General features: G+C 73.1%; 17 protein-coding genes and 1 riboswitch. Of the genes, 10 read left to right on the top strand and 7 right to left on the bottom strand.

What is annotated here, in order from left to right; all coding sequences use genetic code 11:
• Positions 1-37: 37 nt before the first annotated feature.
• Both M8C17_RS12700 and M8C17_RS12695 read right to left on the bottom strand, forming a co-directional pair.
• Positions 38-418 carry a VOC family protein gene (locus tag M8C17_RS12700; RefSeq protein ID WP_252416632.1) on the bottom strand — a complete coding sequence of 127 codons (381 nt, stop codon included), beginning with the start codon at positions 416-418 and terminating at the stop codon, positions 38-40.
• A 38-nt stretch (positions 419-456) separates the two neighbouring features.
• Positions 457-1,041, bottom strand: a complete 585-nt coding sequence (locus M8C17_RS12695) for a GNAT family N-acetyltransferase (protein WP_252416631.1) — start codon at positions 1,039-1,041, stop codon at positions 457-459.
• A 35-nt stretch (positions 1,042-1,076) separates the two neighbouring features.
• Between M8C17_RS12695 and M8C17_RS12690 the strand changes: the two genes are divergently transcribed.
• Positions 1,077-2,351, top strand: a complete 1,275-nt coding sequence (locus M8C17_RS12690; protein WP_252416630.1) for a glycosyltransferase family 87 protein — start codon at positions 1,077-1,079, stop codon at positions 2,349-2,351.
• Here the strand turns inward: M8C17_RS12690 and M8C17_RS12685 are convergent.
• Positions 2,250-2,801, bottom strand: coding sequence for a GNAT family N-acetyltransferase (locus M8C17_RS12685; RefSeq protein ID WP_252416629.1), 552 nt, complete (start codon positions 2,799-2,801; stop codon positions 2,250-2,252). The genes M8C17_RS12690 and M8C17_RS12685 overlap by 102 nt on opposite strands.
• Positions 2,802-2,879: 78 nt before the next feature.
• Here M8C17_RS12685 and M8C17_RS12680 point away from each other — a divergent pair, with 78 nt between their 5' ends.
• The 5 genes from M8C17_RS12680 to M8C17_RS12660 all read left to right on the top strand — a co-directional run bounded on the left by M8C17_RS12680 (position 2,880) and on the right by M8C17_RS12660 (position 8,656).
• Positions 2,880-4,109 (top strand): winged helix-turn-helix domain-containing protein, encoded by a 1,230-nt coding sequence (locus tag M8C17_RS12680; protein ID WP_252416628.1) that lies wholly within the window; start codon positions 2,880-2,882, stop codon positions 4,107-4,109.
• Positions 4,106-4,732 carry a DUF2752 domain-containing protein gene (locus M8C17_RS12675; RefSeq protein ID WP_374558204.1) on the top strand — a complete coding sequence of 209 codons (627 nt, stop codon included), beginning with the start codon at positions 4,106-4,108 and terminating at the stop codon, positions 4,730-4,732. The genes M8C17_RS12680 and M8C17_RS12675 overlap by 4 nt, the downstream gene beginning before the upstream one ends.
• Before the next feature lie 468 nt (positions 4,733-5,200).
• Positions 5,201-5,941, top strand: coding sequence for an FAD-dependent thymidylate synthase (gene thyX, locus M8C17_RS12670; RefSeq protein WP_252416785.1), 741 nt, complete (start codon positions 5,201-5,203; stop codon positions 5,939-5,941).
• Positions 5,942-5,988: 47 nt separating this feature from the next.
• A complete protein-coding gene (dapA, locus tag M8C17_RS12665) occupies positions 5,989-6,915 on the top strand; it encodes a 4-hydroxy-tetrahydrodipicolinate synthase (protein ID WP_252416627.1) in 927 nt (308 codons plus the stop codon).
• A gap of 52 nt (positions 6,916-6,967) precedes the next feature.
• The gene (locus tag M8C17_RS12660) at positions 6,968-8,656 is read left to right on the top strand and encodes a ribonuclease J (protein ID WP_252416626.1); all 1,689 of its coding nucleotides are present in this window, start codon (positions 6,968-6,970) and stop codon (positions 8,654-8,656) included.
• An 89-nt stretch (positions 8,657-8,745) separates the two neighbouring features.
• Here M8C17_RS12660 and M8C17_RS12655 read toward each other — a convergent pair whose 3' ends face one another.
• The gene (locus M8C17_RS12655) at positions 8,746-10,359 is read right to left on the bottom strand and encodes a YbjN domain-containing protein (protein WP_256482610.1); all 1,614 of its coding nucleotides are present in this window, start codon (positions 10,357-10,359) and stop codon (positions 8,746-8,748) included.
• A 92-nt stretch (positions 10,360-10,451) separates the two neighbouring features.
• Positions 10,452-10,931: a YbjN domain-containing protein gene (locus tag M8C17_RS12650; protein ID WP_252416625.1), complete on the bottom strand. Its 480-nt coding sequence runs from the start codon at positions 10,929-10,931 to the stop codon at positions 10,452-10,454.
• Positions 10,932-11,044: 113 nt separating this feature from the next.
• Here M8C17_RS12650 and M8C17_RS12645 point away from each other — a divergent pair, with 113 nt between their 5' ends.
• Positions 11,045-13,501 carry a DNA translocase FtsK gene (locus tag M8C17_RS12645; protein WP_252416624.1) on the top strand — a complete coding sequence of 819 codons (2,457 nt, stop codon included), beginning with the start codon at positions 11,045-11,047 and terminating at the stop codon, positions 13,499-13,501.
• 71 nt (positions 13,502-13,572) lie between these two features.
• On the opposite strand, the gene M8C17_RS12640 is transcribed toward M8C17_RS12645, so the two are convergent.
• Together M8C17_RS12640 and M8C17_RS12635 are read right to left on the bottom strand one after the other, a co-directional pair.
• Positions 13,573-13,818, bottom strand: coding sequence for a hypothetical protein (locus tag M8C17_RS12640; protein ID WP_252416623.1), 246 nt, complete (start codon positions 13,816-13,818; stop codon positions 13,573-13,575).
• A 79-nt stretch (positions 13,819-13,897) separates the two neighbouring features.
• A complete protein-coding gene (locus M8C17_RS12635; RefSeq protein ID WP_252416622.1) occupies positions 13,898-14,212 on the bottom strand; it encodes a multidrug efflux SMR transporter in 315 nt (104 codons plus the stop codon).
• A gap of 61 nt (positions 14,213-14,273) precedes the next feature.
• Positions 14,274-14,341: riboswitch (guanidine-III (ykkC-III) riboswitch) on the bottom strand.
• A 130-nt stretch (positions 14,342-14,471) separates the two neighbouring features.
• Between M8C17_RS12635 and M8C17_RS12630 the strand changes: the two genes are divergently transcribed.
• From M8C17_RS12630 to pgsA, 3 genes are all read left to right on the top strand, one after another.
• Entirely contained in the window at positions 14,472-15,395 is a 924-nt protein-coding gene (locus M8C17_RS12630; RefSeq protein WP_252416621.1) for an ornithine cyclodeaminase family protein, read from the top strand.
• Between the two features lie 77 nt (positions 15,396-15,472).
• Entirely contained in the window at positions 15,473-17,023 is a 1,551-nt protein-coding gene (gene rimO / locus M8C17_RS12625) for a 30S ribosomal protein S12 methylthiotransferase RimO (RefSeq protein WP_252416620.1), read from the top strand.
• A 68-nt stretch (positions 17,024-17,091) separates the two neighbouring features.
• On the top strand, positions 17,092-17,685 hold the full coding sequence (gene pgsA, locus M8C17_RS12620) for a CDP-diacylglycerol--glycerol-3-phosphate 3-phosphatidyltransferase (protein ID WP_252416619.1): 594 nt from the start codon (positions 17,092-17,094) through the stop codon (positions 17,683-17,685).
• Positions 17,686-17,785 lie beyond the last annotated feature (100 nt).

Here is a 17,785-nt window from a genome sequence, read left to right as displayed (position 1 = left end):
CGGGTGTGGCGGCCCCGCGAAGGGGCCGCCACACCGCTCAGCCCTGCTGGAGCACGGACAGGATGTTGCCGGCCGGGTCGGTGAACCAGGCGATCGCCGGTCCCTGCCCGCGCAGGACACCCTTCTCGTCCTGCGGCATCCCGTCGTAGCGGGCGAAGCTCACACCTCGAGCGATCAGCTCGTCGACCGCCCGGTCGATGTCGTCGACCGGGAAGTTGAGCACCGTGAAGGTGGCGGGGATGTGGTCCTTCTTCGGATAGACCAGCACGGGTCGGTCACCGGCGATGTGCAGGGTCAGCAACCCGCCCATCGCGTCGTCCCGGGTGACCCGCAGACCGAGTGTCTCGCCGTAGAACCGTTCGGCGCGGTCGGTGTCGTCGACCGAGAACCCGCTGAACGCCCTGGTGTCTGTGAACACGATGCTCTCCTCGCTGTTGCGGTACGAGGGGTGGAAGGTCAGTCGTCGGCCGGCACCTTCTCGGCCGGCACGCCCACGTGCAGGCGAACCTGAGGCACCAGCATGTCATCGACGTCCAGCGCGCGAGCCGCGCCGTCGGGTTCCCAGCCCGTGCTGGTGAGGAACTTCCGGGTCGCCTCGTCACCCTCGAACGTCCAGGCCACCGCCCGGGTCAGGCCGTCGGACCGCCACAGGTCGACGGCGGCGGCGAGCAGCCGGCTGCCGTGCCCACGCCGACCCCAGCGCGGCTCGACCAGCAGGTCGGTCACGGCGGCCACGTCCGCGCCGAGCGCGTCGGCCGGCTCGCCCGGGGCGAGCGCCTCGGCGTCGGCCGGGCCGGAGGCGGCGAACCCCACCAGATACGATTGCTCGGCCTGTTCGACGGCGACGAGCACCCGGTGCGCGCCCGAGGGCGGCTCCAGCACCGCGGCGCTCCACCGCCGGGCGAGGAAGGCCTCGTCCAGGTTGTCGAGCACGTGCCGAGGCAGGATCCGGCGGTACGCGACCCGCCAGGTCGCGAGTTGGATGCGTGCGATTTCGCCGGCGTCCTCGGGACGCGCCGGGCGGACGTACCCGAGAGCCATGGGACGGAAGCCTACGCAGGGCCAGGGAGGCGACGGTGGCGCAGGGTGCCAACAGGACGGTCGGGCAGGTATCCAGCGTGGTCGGGCTCGCTGCCGCGGTCACCATCTTCCTCTCGATGGCGGCCGTCCGGCACGGCTTCTTCGACCTGAAGGTCTACTACGGCGCGTTGACCTGGTGGGTGCACGACGGCGGGGAGATCTACGACTACCTCAAGCCCGGCACCCAGTACGGCTTCACGTACCCGCCGTTCGCCGCGCTGGTCATGCTGCCGATGGCGTACCTGCCGTGGTCGGCCGCGATCGTGGTGAGCGTGCTCGCCAGCGTGGTCACCACCACGGTGCTGATCTGGTGGCTGGTCGACCCGATCGCCCGCCGGGCCGGCTGGACCCGGTGGTACGCCCTCGCGGTGGCGCTCTGCCTGGCCGCCGCGTTCGAGCCGATGCGGGAGACGGTCAACTTCGGCCAGGTCAACACGCTGCTGCTCTTCCTGGTGGCGGTGGATCTGCTGCGGCTGCTGCCCCGGGGCAACCGGTGGGCCGGAGTGGGCATCGGGCTGGCCACCGCGATCAAGCTGACCCCCGGCATCTTCATCGTCTACCTGCTGGTCACCGGGCGGTGGCGGGCGGCACTCACCGCCAGCGGCGCGGCAGCCGGGGTGTCGCTGCTGGCCGGCGCGCTCTTCCCGGACGCGTCCCGCGAGTTCTGGACCGAGGCGCTGTGGAACACCGGCCGGGTGGGCGAGTTGGCGTTCGTGTCCAACCAGTCGCTGCGCGGCGTGGTCGCCCGGCTCAACCCGGAGCACCCGAGCACGCTGCTCTGGCTCCTGTTGGTGCTCGGCGCACTGGCGCTCTGGGCCTGGCGGTCCCGTGCCGCCGTCGCGGCCGGCGACGAGGCGACCGGCCTGGCGCTGACGGGCGCGGTGATGTGCCTGGTCAGCCCGGTCACCTGGGTTCACCACCTGGTCTGGCTGCTGCCCGCGCTGATCCTGCTGGTCGACAACGCGATGGCCGCTCCGGCCGGCCGCCGCCGGCGCGTCCTGCTGGCCGCCGCGACCGTCGGGTACGCGCTGCTGATCAGCCGGACCGTCTGGTTCTGGGAGAAGGACTTCACCGGCGTCGACGGCTTCCTGGGCAGCAACGCCTACGTCTGGATCAGCCTGGCGTTGCTGGCCTTCCTGCCGGTGCGCCGGTGGCTGACACCGGGCGGGTCAGTCGTCGAGGCGTCCGGCGTACCGCAGCTCGACCAGCCCGACCGGCGGGCTCCCACCGGCGAGCGGCACGTGGTAGGTCGACCGCTCACCGTCCGCTGACAGCCCGGCCCGCTCGCAGAACCGGCGGGCCCGGAGGTTCTCCGCCAGCACCCACAGCCGGTAGCCGGTCCAGCCCCGCTCGGCCAGCCCGGCTCGGGCGGCTGCCAGCAGGGCGGCGGCGGTCCCGTCGCCCCAGCGGGCCGGTTCCACGTAGAGCGCCAGCACCTCGCCGACCGTCGGGTCCAGGTCGTCGCGGTCCTGGTTTCGCCGGTACGGCCCGAAGGTGGTGAAGCCGACCACCAGCCCGTCCACCTCCCCGAGTAGGGTCGTGAACGGATGCTCCGGATCGGCGGTGCCGACGTCGCGGCGGCGCTGTGCCCAGGCCAGCACGTTGAGCCGCCGGAGCACCTCGTCCGGCATGAAGCCGGCGTAGCCCGCCTGCCAGCCGTGCACGTGCACCCGGGCGACCGCCTCGGCGTCGTCCGGCTCCTCCCGGCGGATGGTCAGCATTGCACCGTTCTATGCCCCGGTGGCCGTCACGTCCAGCTTCCCGCACCGGCGTCGTACCAATGAATTAGGGTCCCGACGATGGCCGCACCGGAATCACTCTCGCTCGCCCAGGCCCGGCGGGTGGCGCTCGCCGCCCAGGGCTTCGCCGACCCGGCACCGGTCGGTGTGCCGACCCGCCGGCATCTGCGCCGGGTGCTCGACCGGGTCGCTCTGATCCAGATGGACTCGGTCAACGTGCTGCAACGCGCGCACTACCTGCCGCTCTACAGCCGGCTCGGCCCGTACCCGACATCGCTGCTCGACCAGGCCGCCTACCGCCGCCCACGGGAGCTGTTCGAATACTGGGGCCACGAGGCGTCGCTGGTCCCGGTCGGGCTGCACCCGTTGCTGCGCTGGCGGATGGCCCGGGCGCACAGCGAGTCCTGGGGTGGCATGCGGCGGATCGCCCAGGAGCAGCCGGAGCTGGTCGCCTGGGTGCGCGACGAGGTGGCCGCCCGTGGTCCGCTGACCGCCGCCGAGATCGAGCACGACGCTCCCCGGGAGACCGGCAACTGGGGGTGGAACTGGTCGGCGGTCAAGCGGGCGCTGGAATACCTGTTCTGGGCGGGCGAGGTGGCCGCCGCCGAGCGCAGCACCTCGTTCGCGCGCCGCTACGACCTGCCCGAGCGGGTGCTGCCGCCGGCCGTGCTGGCCGCGCCCACCCCGACCGACGCCGAGGCGTACCGCGCCCTGGTGGCCCTTGCGGCGCGGTCGCTCGGGGTGGCCGCCGAGCCGGAGCTGCGTGACTACTTCCGGCTGCCGCTGGCCGGTGCCCGCCAGGCCGTCGCCGAGCTGGCCGAGGCGGGTGAGCTGCTGCCGGTCACCGTGCCGGGCTGGCGGCAGCCGGCGTGGCTGCACGCGTCCGCCCGACTGCCCCGCTGGGTCCGCGGCAACACGTTGGTCAGTCCGTTCGACCCGCTGATCTGGGAGCGCAACCGCACCGAACGGCTCTTCGACTTCAGCTACCGGATCGAGATCTACGTCCCGGCGCCCCAGCGGGTGTACGGCTACTACGTGCTGCCCTTCCTCCAGGGCGATCGGTTCACCGCCCGGGTCGACCTGAAGGCCGATCGCAAGGCCGGGGTGCTGCTGGTGCCGGCCGCCTGGGTCGAGCCCGGGGCCGACCCCGGGGAGACCGCCGTGGCACTCGCCGCCGAGCTGTACCGGCTCGCCGGCTGGCTCGGGTTGGACGCGGTGGCGCCGCCCGCGGCCGGCGACCTGGCCGGTCCGCTCACCGCCGCGTTGGCCGGCGTGTCCGGTGTACCGTGAGCGGCGTGACGAGCGCTCCCGGACCGGTCGACCAGCCGCAGCCCGCACCCGGGGCGGTGCACACGATGCCGACCGACGGTGCTCCGGGCGCAGCGGCGCCCGGCGACACGGCTCCCGGCGGCGCTGGCCCGGAGGGCTGGCCGACGACCCCGCCGGGCGGCTATCCAGCGCCCGAGCCGGACCGGCTCACCCGGTTCGTGCTGCGGCTCTACGAGCGCTCCCCGCGCTGGGCGGTGCCGCTGGCCGCACTCGGCTGCGTCGCCATCGGGATGAGCTACGCGCTGGTCAGCAACCCGACCCACGCCGACCCGGACGCCGCGCCCACCTGCCTGCTCAAGCTGACCACGGGGCTGGACTGCCCGGGCTGCGGCGGCACCCGCGCACTCTGGTACGTGCTGCACGGCGACCTGCCGGCCGCTGCCCGGCACCACTTCCTGTTCGTCTTCGCGCTGCCGTTCCTCGCGTACCTCTTCGTGGCGTGGGCGGGAAACCAGGCGTTCGGTTGGCGCCTGCCCGAGCTGCGGATCAGCTCGAAGGTCATCGGCGGGTTCCTGGCCGCGTGGCTGGCCTTCTCGGTGCTGCGCAACCTGCCCTGGGCGCCGTTCACCTCGCTCTACGTCTGACCCGTCCCCCGACGCGCCGCGAACGCGAGTCTGGCGCTCGGTCGGCATGTGCTGTTCGGGCCCTTTGGAGCTGAGTCGTTTACGACATCACTCGTCTCCTCCGCCGGACACTGCCGGCGAGTCGACCGCCTCCCGCTCGGCCGCTCGTGCTGTCTCGTCCGCTGTCGCTGTCGCTGGTCGCTGGTCGCTGGTCGCTGGTCGCTGGTCGCTGGTCCGCTGGCCGGCTGGTCTGCTGATCTGCTGGCCGCCTGGTCCGCTGGCCGCCCGGTCCGCTGGGCCGCTGGCCCACTTGTTCTCCGGGCCGGTCGTCCGCCGGTGGCTGATGTCGCAGACGATTCAGCTCCAAAGGACGCCGCTGGAACTGTCCGCCCGGCACCGACGACGCTGCCTGAGTGATCGACGTTGCACGGGGCGCGCCTGACTTGGGTCGGGAGGCGTCGCGCCACTACAGTCCCAGGAATGCCGGAGATGGTGCAGCCCCAGGTCAAGTTGATCGCGTGGACCCAGTTCGCGGCCCCGGACGACGTGCCGTGGTCGACCGACGCCGAGGGGGGACAGGCGCTCGCGGAGTTCGCCGGCCGGGCCTGCTACCAGTCGTGGAAGAAGCCGAACCCGGCCACCGCCACCAACGCCGGCTACCTGGCGCACATCCTCGAGGTCGGGCACCTCTCGGTGCTGGAGCACGGCTCGGTCAGCTTCTACTTCACCGGGGTGTCCCGCTCGTTCACCCACGAGCTGATCCGGCACCGGCACTTCTCGTACTCCCAGCTGTCCCAGCGGTACGTCCCCGAGCGGGACGCGGCCATGGTCGAGCCGTCGGTCATCGCCGATGACCCGGAGCTGCACAAGCGCTTCGTCGAGGCCGCCGAGGCGAGCGTGCGGGCGTACAACGAGTTGCTGGAGGGGCTGGAGCAGCGGTTCTCCGACGAGCCCAACCCGACGCTGCGTCGCAAGCAGGCCCGGCAGGCGGCCCGCGCGGTGCTGCCCAACGCCACCGAGACCCGGATCGTGGTCACCGGCAACTACCGGGCGTGGCGGCACTTCATCTCCATGCGGGCCACCGAGCACGCCGACGTGGAGATCCGTGAGCTGGCCGTGGAGTGCCTGCGGCAGCTGATGGCCGTGGCCCCGAACGTCTTCGCCGACTTCGTGATCTCCACGCTGGCGGACGGCACCGAGGTGGCGGCCAGCCCGCACGAGGCGTCCTGAGCCCTTCCCCGGCAGGCCCCGGCTGGTCGTCCGCTAGGTTGGAGGGTATGACGCACGACGACCCTGACGCGGCCGCCCGGACGGTGTCCCGCCCCTTCGGGCGCCTGCTCACCGCCATGGTGAGCCCGTTCACCCCCGACGGCTCGCTCGACCTCGACGGCGCTGTCGCGCTGGCCAACCACCTGGTCGACGAACAGGGCAACGACGCGTTGGTGGTCAACGGCACTACCGGCGAGTCGCCGACCACCACCGACGCGGAGAAGGAACGCCTGATCCGGGCCGTGGTGGAAGCCGTCGGTGACCGTGCCAAGGTGGTCGCCGGGGTCGGCACCAACGACACCCGGCACACCATCGAGCTGGCCGCCGCCGCCGAGAAGGCGGGCGCGCACGGCCTGCTGGTGGTCACCCCGTACTACAACAAGCCGCCGCAGAGCGGACTGCTGCGACACTTCACCGCGGTGGCCGACGCCACCGGCCTGCCGGTGATGCTCTACGACATCCCGCACCGCTCCGGCGTACCGATCGACACCGAGACGTTGGTCCGGCTCGCCGAGCACGGCCGGATCGTCGCGGTCAAGGACGCCAAGGGCGACCTGACCGCCACCAGCTGGGTGACCAGCCGGACGGGCCTCGCGTTCTACAGCGGCGAGGACGCCCTCACCCTGCCGGCGCTGGCCGTCGGCAGCGTGGGTGTGGTCGGCACCTCGACGCACTTCACCGGGCTGTTGACCGCACAGATGATCGATGCGTACGACGCGGGGGACATGCCGGCCGCGCTGGCGCTGCACCGGCGGCTGCTGCCGCTGTTCACCGGCATCTTCCGCACCCAGGGCACCATCCTGGTGAAGGCGGGCCTCGCGGCGCTGGGCCTGCCTGCGGGCCCGGTGCGACCCCCACTGGTGGAAGCCACCGACGACGAGATCGCCCAGCTGCGCGCGGACTTCGCGGCAGCGGGCCTGGAGCTGCCCGAATGATCGAACGACACGATGGGCGCCGAGTGACGGCGTCGCAGAATGAGGTGGACGCGTGACCGAGGCGCACATCGAGGCGGAACTGCCCCCGCCGCTACCGGAAGGTGGCCTGCGGATCATCCCGCTCGGCGGGCTCGGCGCCATCGGTCGCAACATGACCGTCTTCGAATACGACGGCAAGTTGCTGATCGTCGACTGCGGGGTGCTCTTCCCCGACGTCGAGCAGCCGGGCGTGGATCTGATCCTGCCCGACTTCGGCCCGATCCTGGACCGGCTTGCCGACGTCCAGGCGATCGTGCTGACGCACGGCCACGAGGACCACATCGGGGCGGTGCCCTACCTGCTCGCCCACAAGCCCGACATCCCGCTGGTCGGCTCACAGTTCACCCTCGCCCTGGTCGAGGCGAAGCTGGCCGAGCGACGGATCCAGCCGTACACGCTGACCGTGCGGGAGGGCGGCCGGGAGCGGCTCGGCCCGTTCGAGTGCGAGTTCTTCGCGGTCAACCACTCGATCCCGGACGCCCTCGCCGTGGCCATCCGCACCCCGGCCGGCCTGGTGCTGCACACCGGCGACTTCAAGATGGACCAGCTTCCGCTGGACGGCCGGATCACCGACCTGGCCGGCTTCGCCCGGCTCGGCGCCGAGGGCGTCGACCTGCTGCTGTCCGACTCAACCAACGCGGAGATCCCCGGCTTCGTCACCCCCGAGCGGGAGATCGGGCCGGTGCTCGACTCGATCTTCGCGAAGGCCAAGGGCCGGATCATCGTGGCCTCGTTCGCCTCGCACGTGCACCGGGTGCAGCAGGTCTTCGACTCCGCCGCCGAGCACGGCCGCAAGGTCGCGCTGATCGGCCGGTCCATGGTCCGCAACATGGGCATCGCCCGGGACCTCGGCCTGCTCAACATCCCGGCCGGCCTGGTCATCGGGATCGAGGAGGCGACCACGCTGCCGCCCGAGCAGATCGTGCTGATGTCCACCGGCTCGCAGGGTGAACCGATGAGCGCCCTGGGCCGGATGGCCAGCGGGGACCACCGGCACATCACCATCGCCCCCGGCGACACCGTCGTGCTGGCCTCCTCGCTGGTGCCGGGCAACGAGACCTCGGTCTACCGGGTGATCAACCGGCTGGCCCGGGCCGGCGCGGTGGTCGTGCACAAGGACGTGGCGAAGGTGCACGTCTCCGGGCACGCCCCGGCCGGTGAGCTGCTCTACCTGCTCAACGTGGTCCGGCCCAGCAACCTCATGCCGGTGCACGGCGAGTGGCGCCACCTGCGTGCGCACGCCCGCCTCGGTGTCGAATCCGGGGTGTCCGCCGACCGGGTGGTGCTCTGCGAGGACGGCGACGTGGTCGACCTGGTCGAGGGTCGGGCCAGCCTGGTGGGGCACGTGAAGAGCCGGTACGTCTACGTCGACGGCCTCGCGGTCGGCGACGTGAGCGAGTCGCTGCTCACCGAGCGGCGGATCCTCGGTGACGGCGGCTTCATCGCCACCACCGTGGTCGTCGACTCCGTCACCGGCAAGGTTGTCGGCGGCCCGACGCTGTCCGCGAAGGGCTTCTCCGAGGACCCGGAGGCGTTCAACCCGGTGGTCCCGCTGGTCACCGAGGCGCTCAACCGGGCCGCCGCGGACGGCATCACCGACCCCCACCAGCTCCAGCAGATCGTCCGGCGCACGGTCGGACGCTGGGTCAACGACAAGTACCGCCGCAGGCCCATGATCGTGCCCACCGTCGTCGAGGTCTGACACCGCACGTTCCGACGCCCGCCCGCACATTGTGTGCGGGCGGGCGTCGCCGTTCACGGACCGGGCCGGCGGCTCGGCCGGCTTGCGGGTCAGGGCAGCGCGGCGACCGCCTCGGCGTACGCGACGCCGGTGGCTATCGCGGCCTCCACCAGCACCAGCAACTGCGCCGGGGCGACCCCGTGCGTCAGGTCGGTGGCCACGTCCCCGGCCAGCACCAGCTCCTCGCCGAGGTCGTGCGCGTACGCCTTGGGCAGCAGTCGGTCATGGTTCCACGCGTTGCAGAAGGCGTACGCCTCGGAGCGGCGGGTCGCCGGCAGGCGGCGGACGGCCATCGCCCGGGTGTGCAGCACCTCGCCGCGCTCCCCGGCCCGGCGGAACTGGATCACTGCCGCACCCCACCGGCCGACCACCGCGCCGCCCTCGTCGACCAGGTACTGGTCGCCGCGCCGGTCCAGCACGGAGGTGATCAGGTCGTGGGTGAGCGTCACCAGCTCCTGTTCGCCCAGCGCGTCACCGGGCGGTGCGTCATCGGCCCGGGTGTCGCCAGCCGCTGCGGCGCCGGGCTCGCCGAGGAGTTCCCCGTCGGTTGGATCGTCGCCGGCGTCGTCCTCGGCGGGCAGCGGCACCGGTGCCGCGAGGGGGCGCTCGGCCAGCCAGGCGGCCATCCGACCCGAGTGGTGGCCGGTGCCGTTGCGGGCGTCGAAGCTCCCGGCCAGCTCGCTGGCCACCCCGACCAGCAGCGCGCCGAGCGCGGCCACGTCCAGGTCGGTGGCCGGCCGCCCGCCGTACGCCGGCCGTGGCACCAGCCGGCCGCCCAGCCCGGCCTCCACGGCCAGACCACAGACCAGGGCACCGGCGGCGGCGAACTCCATCGCGGCGAGGTCGTCGGTGGGCCGGTCCAACCGGGGCAGCTGCTCGGCCAGAATGCTGAGCCCGCGTTCCAGGTGCCCGCCCAGCGCGCAGAACCGCAGGTGCGCGGCGAGGTGGGGGAACGCGACGCGCTCGCGCCGGTGCCGCCGGTACGCCCGCACGTGCGCCGCCGCGGCCCGCTCCGGCTCGCCGGCCCGCAACCAGGGCAGCAGCCCGGCGACCAACGCCCGTTCGGGTTGGTCGGTGCAGGACCGCAGGTCGTCGACGGATTCGCCCAGCTCGGTGAGCGCGGCCCGCCAGTCGCCCCAGCCGGCCAGCAGCTCCGCCCTTCGGGCCGGGGCGCACCCGGGGCAGCCGCCCGACGGCCCGGGGCGCGTCCCGGCCCAGTGTTCGTACCAGTGGCGGGCGGCGGGCTCGTCACCGAGGTGGTCGGCGATCCGGCTGCGCAGTTCCGCGACGGTGGGCGCGTCCGGCCCGTCCACGCCGATCCGGTGCGCCAGGTCGTCCAGCAGGGACCGTGTCTGGTCCAGCCCGACCCGGGGTGTGCCGAGCAGCGCCTCCACCGCGTACCGCTGGTAGCGCAGCAGCAGCCCGGCGTCGGCGTCGGTGAGCAGCTCGGGACGGTGGTCGGTGGCTGCCCGGCAGCGCCGCAGCGGCTCCAGCAGTCGCCACCGCTGCCCGTGCAGCAGGTACGCCTCGATCAGCGCGAACCGGGCGTCCAACCCGGACCGGACGTCCCCGGCGGCGTCGGCACGCTCGGCGAGCCGTTCCAGGGCCACCAGCCGCCCCGGCCCGTCGGGCAGGTCGCGGGCGTCGGCGAGCGCGGTCACCAGTGCCGGTACGCGGCGGTCGGCGACCGGGTCACGGGGAGCGGCGGGGCCGGTCGCCCGCTCGGTCCGGCTGCCGGTGGACTCCTCGCGGCCGGTCACGCCGGCACCGCGCCCGGCAACCGGCCGACCGCCACGGCGAGCTGGCAGCCGGATGAGATCCCACAGTCGAGCAGTTGGTCGAGCTGGTGCGGGGTCACCCCACGTTCCAGGTCGGTGATCACCTCGCCGTAGACCCGGGCTCGACCGTCGTCGTCGACGTGCACGAACGCCTTCGGCCACAGCCGGTCGTGGTTCCAGGAGTTGCAGAAGGCGTACAGGGCGGGCACCTGCTCGATTCCGAAGGTGGGCGCGACCATGGTGCGGACCTGGAGCAGCTCGCCGTCCCCGCCCAGGCGCAGGAACCAGATCAGGTTGTCGTCGAAGCGGCCCACCAGGTCGCCATCGGCCGACCAGCCGACCGACCGGCCTCGGGCGGCGAGCACCGCGGCGACCAGCTCGCCGGTCAGCGGGCGCAACGCACCCGGGTGCCCGGCCAGGGGATTGTCCGGACCGTCCTCGAATCCCGGCGACGCCATCGGGCATCCCTTCTGAGGCGGATATCACGACCGGCGGCGGTGCCCGTGCTGCGACGCGCGGACACGACCCGGAAAAGCGGGGATCTGCGGGTCCCCACCGTTACCGTGACTCTATGGCGGGCCGTACCTCTCAGGCGAGCCGGCGGCGCGGCGCGTCGCCGCGCGGTGGCACCAACAGCCGTGCCCGCCAACCGGCGAAGAAGACCCGGGCGCCGGTTCGGCGCCGCACCACACCTGCCCGGCCGGGGCCGGCTGTCTACGTCGGCCGCGCGGTCGGTGCACTGTGGATGGGGCTGGCGCACGGAATGGGCTGGGCGGTGCGGGCCGCCGGCCGGCAGGCCGCCTCCGCCCGTGACCTCGACCCGGAGCACCGCCGTGACGGCGGTGGGTTGCTGCTGTTCGGGCTCGCCCTGCTCAGTGCGGTCGCGCTCTGGTTCTCCGGTGCGGGCCCGGTGGGCGCGAGGCTGGCGGACTCGGTGCGGCTGTTCCTGGGCGCGATCTCCGTGGTGGTGCCGGTGCTGCTGATGATCGGCGCCTGGCGGCTGATGCGCCAGCCGGCCGACCCCGCGCACCGGGGTCGAGGGCTGATCGGCTGGGGTTCGCTGCTGGTGTCCACCGCCGCGCTGCTCCAGATCGGGCAGGACCCGGTCGACCCGGTGCAACGTGACTTCGCCGGTGGCCTGGTCGGCGCCGGTGTCGGCGGGCTGCTGGAGCGGGCCGTCACCGCCTGGGTCGCGGTGCCGCTGCTGATCCTGCTGCTGCTCTTCGGCCTGCTCGTGGTGACCGCGACGCCGATCAACAAGATCCCCGAGCGGCTGGGGCTGCTCGCCGGTGGGTTGGTCGCCCCGCCGGAGGTCACCGACGAGGAGGCGGACGAGGCGGCCGCCCGGCCGGCGCGCAAGCGACCGGCGAAGCGGATGCCGCCGCCGGTGGACCCGGACGACTTCGACGACCTGGACGGCGTAGACCTCCAGGAGACGATGGTGCTGCCGCGCAAGGCCCCGGCGAAGGTGCCGGCGAGCCGCAAGCCGGCCGAGCCGCCGGAGCACTCGCCCGCGCCGACCCGCGCCGAGCAGCTCGCGCTGACCGGGCTGGCCGGCGACTACACCCTGCCGCCGGCCAACATGCTCAGCGCCGGCGCCGCCGCGAAGACCCGCAGCAAGGCCAACGACGAGGTGATCGCCGCGCTGACCGGCGTGTTCGACCAGTTCGACGTGGACGCCGCGGTCACCGGCTTCACCCGCGGTCCGACGGTCACCCGGTACGAGGTGGAGCTGGGGCACGGGGTCAAGGTCGAACGGATCACCCAGCTCTCCCGCAACATCGCGTACGCGGTGAAGTCACCGGACGTGCGGATCCTCAGCCCGATCCCGGGCAAGAGCGCCGTCGGTGTGGAGATCCCGAACGCCGACCCGGAGAATGTGGCGCTCGGCGACGTGCTGCGCTCGCGGGCGGCGACGAGCGACCACCACCCGATGGTGGTGGCGCTCGGCAAGGACATCGAGGGCGGCTACGTGGTGGCCAACCTCGCCAAGATGCCGCACATCCTGATCGCCGGCGCGACGGGCGCAGGCAAGTCGTCCTGCCTCAACACGCTGCTGGTGTCCATCCTCACCCGGGCCACCCCGGACGAGGTGCGGCTGCTGCTGATCGATCCGAAGCGGGTCGAGATGACCGGCTACGAGGGCATTCCGCACCTGGTCACCCCGATCGTGACCAACGCCAAGAAGGCGGCCGACTCGCTGGACTGGGTCGTCCGCGAGATGGACATGCGCTACGACGACCTCGCCGCCAACGGGGTCCGACACATCGACGACTTCAACCGCAAGGTGCGCAACGGCGAGATCAAGGCCCCGCCGGGCAGCGAGCGGGAGATGCGCCCGTACCCGTACCTGCTGGTGATCGTGGACGAGCTGGCCGACCTGATGATGGTCGCGCCGCGCGACGTGGAGGACTCGGTCGTCCGGATCACCCAGCTGGCCCGTGCCGCCGGCATCCACCTGGTGCTGGCCACCCAGCGCCCCTCGGTCGACGTGGTGACGGGTCTGATCAAGGCCAACGTCCCGTCCCGGCTCGCGTTCGCGACCTCGTCCCTCGCGGACTCGCGGGTCATCCTCGACCAGCCGGGCGCGGAGAAGCTGCTCGGCCGCGGCGACGGCCTCTTCCTGCCGATGGGCGCTTCGAAGCCGGTGCGGATCCAGGGCGCCTGGGTGACCGAGCGCGAGATCGCCGACGTGGTGAAGTTCTGCAAGGACCAGCGGGAGCCGGAGTTCCGGCCGGACGTGCTGGCCCCCGCGCAGGAGAGCAAGAAGAAGATCGACGAGGACATCGGCGACGACCTCGACCTGCTGGTGCAGGCGGTGGAGCTGGTGGTCACCTCGCAGTTCGGCTCCACCTCGATGCTTCAGCGCAAGCTGCGCGTGGGCTTCGCCAAGGCTGGCCGGCTGATGGACCTGATGGAGACCCGCGGCGTGGTCGGGCCGTCGGAGGGTTCCAAGGCGCGCGACGTGCTGGTCAAGCCGGACGAGCTGGAGGAGGTCCTGGTCGGCCTACGCGGCGACGGGGACTGACCGGCGGGCACGATCGGCCGGTAGGAACGCGACGGGCCCGCCGTGACCGGCGGGCCCGTGCGGAGCAGTGGTCAGTTGTTGATCAGCGCGGAAATGATCACCAGGCTGATCACCGCCGCGACGACGCTGGCGGCGGCGGCGTACCAGCCGAGCGGCTTGTCGCCGAGCACGGCGCCGACGATGCCCGCGATCACCCCGAGCACGCCGAAGATGATGGGGTTGAGCAAGAGGGCGAGCACCGCGAAGACGAAGCCCACGATGGTGAGGATCCGGGCGGCGTTGCCGCGCGGGCGGGCGGTGCTGTGCATGTCGGCCATGTCTGCCTCCGGTTGAGAGCCTGTCGTGACGAATCGATCACTACCCACTGTGGGCGCTGGCCACGCGCGGCGCAGCAGGTCAGTGGAAGATCTTCAGGCCGACCACGCCGGCCACCACCAGCAGCAGGCACAGGATCCGGGGCAGGCTCGCCGACTCGCCCAGCGCCAGCATCCCGACCAGGGCGGTGCCGACCGCGCCGATCCCGACCCAGACCGCGTACCCGGTGCCGACCGGGATCTCCCGCAGCGCGTACGACAACCCGCCCATGCTCAACAACAGGGTCACCACGAAGACCAGCGAAGGGACCAGCCGGCTGAGGCCGGCGCTGCGGTCCAGGGCGATCGCCCAGGCCGTCTCCAGCAGTCCCGAGATCACCAGTACCAGCCAGGCCATCATTCACCTCACGGGGAGCGCCCGGGGCCGTCGCGCCGGGACGAGTGGACTCTGCACATCACGCGGGGCGTCTTGGCCTGACCGGGTACGCCCACCACTCGTCCGGGGCGGCCACGGGCGACCGGGCCACCGGCACCGACGCTAGCACCGGCCCTGGCCGGCTGCGATGCGGTCGGCGGGAGCGTGGCTGCCGACGGCTCGGTGACCCCCGCCACCTCACGTTGACCTGCACCTCACTTCAACTTGCAGTATGGCCGTCATGACCCTGCTGTACGCCGACCCCGAGGTCGCCGCCGCGCTGGACGCCGCCACCACGGTCGACGCCATGCGTGCCGCCCTGCTGGCCGCGTACGACGGGCGGCTGGTCGCCCCGCCACGGGCCGCCGCTCCGCTGGGCGGTGGGCGGATGGTGCTGACCGCCGGTCACCTGGTCGACGAGTGGTACGGGTTCCGCTCGTACGACACCTTCGGTCACCCACAGGGCGAGCAGCTGGTGGTGTTGCACGACGCCCGGACCGGGGCGATCCGGGCGGTCGCGGTCGGGGAGGAGCTGGGCTCCCGGCGTACCGGCGGGCTGGGTGGCGTCGCGGTCGACGCCCTGGCCCGACCGGAGGCCGTCACCCTCGGCGTGATCGGCTCCGGCCGGCAGGCCTGGACGCAGGTCTGGGCCGCCGCCGCGGTCCGCCCGCTGCGCGAGGTGGTGGTGCACAGCCGCTCCGCCGCCCGCCGGGACGCCTTCGCCGCCCGGGTCCGCGCCGAGCTGGGCGTGCCGGCCCGCGCGGTGGCCGACGCCGGCGCGGCGGTCACCGGACGGGACGTGGTGGTGCTCGCCACCACCAGCCCGACCCCTGTGCTCCGCGCCGCCGACCTGAGCCCCGGCACCCACGTCAACGCGGTCGGCTTCAAGCAGCGCGACCGCAGCGAGTTCGGCAGCGACCTGCTCGACGCCGCCGACCTGCTGGTCACCGACTCGCCGGCCCAGGCGGCCGACTACCAACCGCCGATGCTCGCCGCCACGCCCCCGTACGCCGGGCGGCTGCGCGACCTGGGGGGCATCCTCGCCGGCGCGGTCCCCGGCCGGACCACCGCGGACCAGGTCTCCGTCTTCTGCTCCACGGGCCTGGGCGGCACCGAGGTCTTCCTGCTCGACCGGCTGACCCGGGTGGCCGCCGCAACCCGCTGACCGGTTCGCGGGAGTGACCCACGACTGTCCGGCCGGCCCGCGTACGTGGGCTTCCCCGACCGGCCCGGTACCCTCGGATGGTGTCTGCCACCTCCCCTACCGACAACTCCAGCCCGGCGCGTCTGACGCCCGGCGACCTGGAGCTGTCGACCGCTGCCGAGGGCCGTCGCGTCGCCCTGCTCACCCTGGGCTGTGCCCGCAACGAGGTCGACTCCGAGGAGTTGGCCGCCCGGCTGCACGCCGACGGCTGGCAGGTGACCACCGACGGCGAGGGCGCCGACGTGGTGGTCGTGAACACCTGCGGCTTCGTGGAGAAGGCCAAGCAGGACTCCATCCAGACCCTGCTCGCCGCCGCCGGCACCGGCGCCAAGGTGGTCGCCGCCGGCTGCATGGCCGAGCGGTACGGCCGGGAGCTGGCCGACAGCCTGCCCGAGGCGCAGGCCGTGCTCAGCTTCGACGACTACCCGGACATCGCCGCCCGCCTGAACGCGGTCGTCGCCGGTGAGCAGATCACCGCGCACACCCCCCGCGACCGGCGGGAGCTGCTGCCGCTCACCCCGGTGCAGCGCCGCGAGGCCACGGTGTCGCTGCCCGGGCACGGCACCCCGACCCGTACGGCCGTCGACACCGACGAGCACACCCCCGCGCACCTGCGTCAGGTGCTGCGCCGCCGACTGGACACCGGCCCCGTCGCCTCGCTGAAGCTGGCCAGCGGCTGTGACCGCCGCTGCGCGTTCTGCGCGATCCCCGCCTTCCGTGGGGCGTTCGTCTCGCGTACGCCCGACGAGCTGCTCGCCGAGGCCGAGTGGCTGGCCAAGACCGGCGTCCGGGAGCTGGTGCTGGTCAGCGAGAACTCGACCTCGTACGGCAAGGACCTGGGTGACCCCCGGGCGCTGGAGAAGCTGCTGCCGCAGCTCGCCGCGGTGACCGGCATCGTTCGGGTCCGGGTGAGCTACCTCCAGCCGGCCGAGACCCGGCCCGGGCTGGTCGAGGCGATCGCCGGCACGCCCGGGGTGGCGCCGTACTTCGACCTGTCGTTCCAGCACTCCAGCGAGCCCGTGCTGCGCCGGATGCGACGTTTCGGCTCCACCGACCGGTTCCTGGAGCTGCTGGCCAGCGCCCGCGCGCTGGCCCCGGACGCGGGGGCCCGGAGCAACTTCATCGTCGGGTTCCCCGGCGAGACCCGCGCGGACATCGACGAGCTGGTGCGGTTCCTGACCGAGGCCCGGCTCGACGCGATCGGCATGTTCGACTACAGCGACGAGGACGGCACCGAGGCCGCCGGGCTCCCCGGCAAGGTCTCGGCCGCGACCATCAAGCGGCGGTACGACCGGCTCAGCGCGCTCGCCGACGAGCTCTGCTCGCAGCGGGCCGAGGACCGGCTCGGCTCGACCGTCGAGGTGCTGGTCGACTCGATCGCCGACGGGGTGGTGGAGGGCCGGGCGGCCCACCAGGCGCCGGAGGTGGACGGCTCCACGACGCTCGTCGCCCCGGTCGAGGGCGGGGTCGACCTGTCCGCGCTGCGCCCGGGTGACCTGGTGCGCGCCACGGTGACCGGCACCGAAGGGGTGGACCTGCTCGCCGTGCCGGATGAGATGATCTCGGCGGCGCCCGGCGCGGCACGGTGACGACGGGCCCGAGCGGAGCGGGGGAGCCAGGTGGTGCGGTGCCGGGAACGCCACGGCGGGGTGAGGCGGTGACGGGGGCGACGGAGTCGACGACGCCCGCCCGGGTGGTCCCCGGGGTGCCCGTGCTCAACGCGGCCAACGCGCTGACCGCGCTGCGGCTGGTGCTGGTGCCGGTCTTCGGCGCCTCGGTGATCGTGTCGGGGATGAGCCACGCCGGTTGGCGGATGGCGGCCTGCCTGATCTTCGCGGTGGCCTCCGCGACCGATCTGGTGGACGGCTGGATCGCCCGCCGGTTCGGGCTGGTCACCTCGGTCGGCAAGGTGGCCGACCCGATCGCCGACAAGGCGCTCACCGGCGCGGCCCTGGTGCTGCTCTCCTGGTACGACCGGTTGCCCTGGTGGGTGACCGCGCTGATCCTCGTCCGTGAGCTGGGCATCACCGGGCTCCGGTTCTGGGTGATCCGGCACGGGGTGATCGCGGCCAGTCGGGGCGGAAAGATCAAGACCGCGCTCCAGATCCTGGCCATCGCCTGGTACCTCTGGCCGATGCCGGACGCCCTCGCCGCCGTCGGCCCCTGGATCATGGGCGCTGCCGTCGTGGTGACGGTCGCCACCGGCTTCGACTACATCGCCCAGGCCCTGCGACTGCGGCGCCCCCGCTGACCGGAAAACCACTGGGCGGGCTCCGGTGCTCAGGAAGCGGGTCGACAACCGCATGATCGACGTGACCGGCCGGGAGGGTTGGGTGCGGATGTGCGGGGAA

The sequence above is a fragment of the Micromonospora sp. RHAY321 genome, from assembly GCF_023896955.1.
In the GTDB taxonomy this organism is placed as follows: Bacteria; Actinomycetota; Actinomycetes; order Mycobacteriales; family Micromonosporaceae; genus Micromonospora.
The sequence above is the reverse complement of the archived record's forward strand: the minus strand, read 5'-3'. Positions and strand labels throughout refer to the sequence as shown.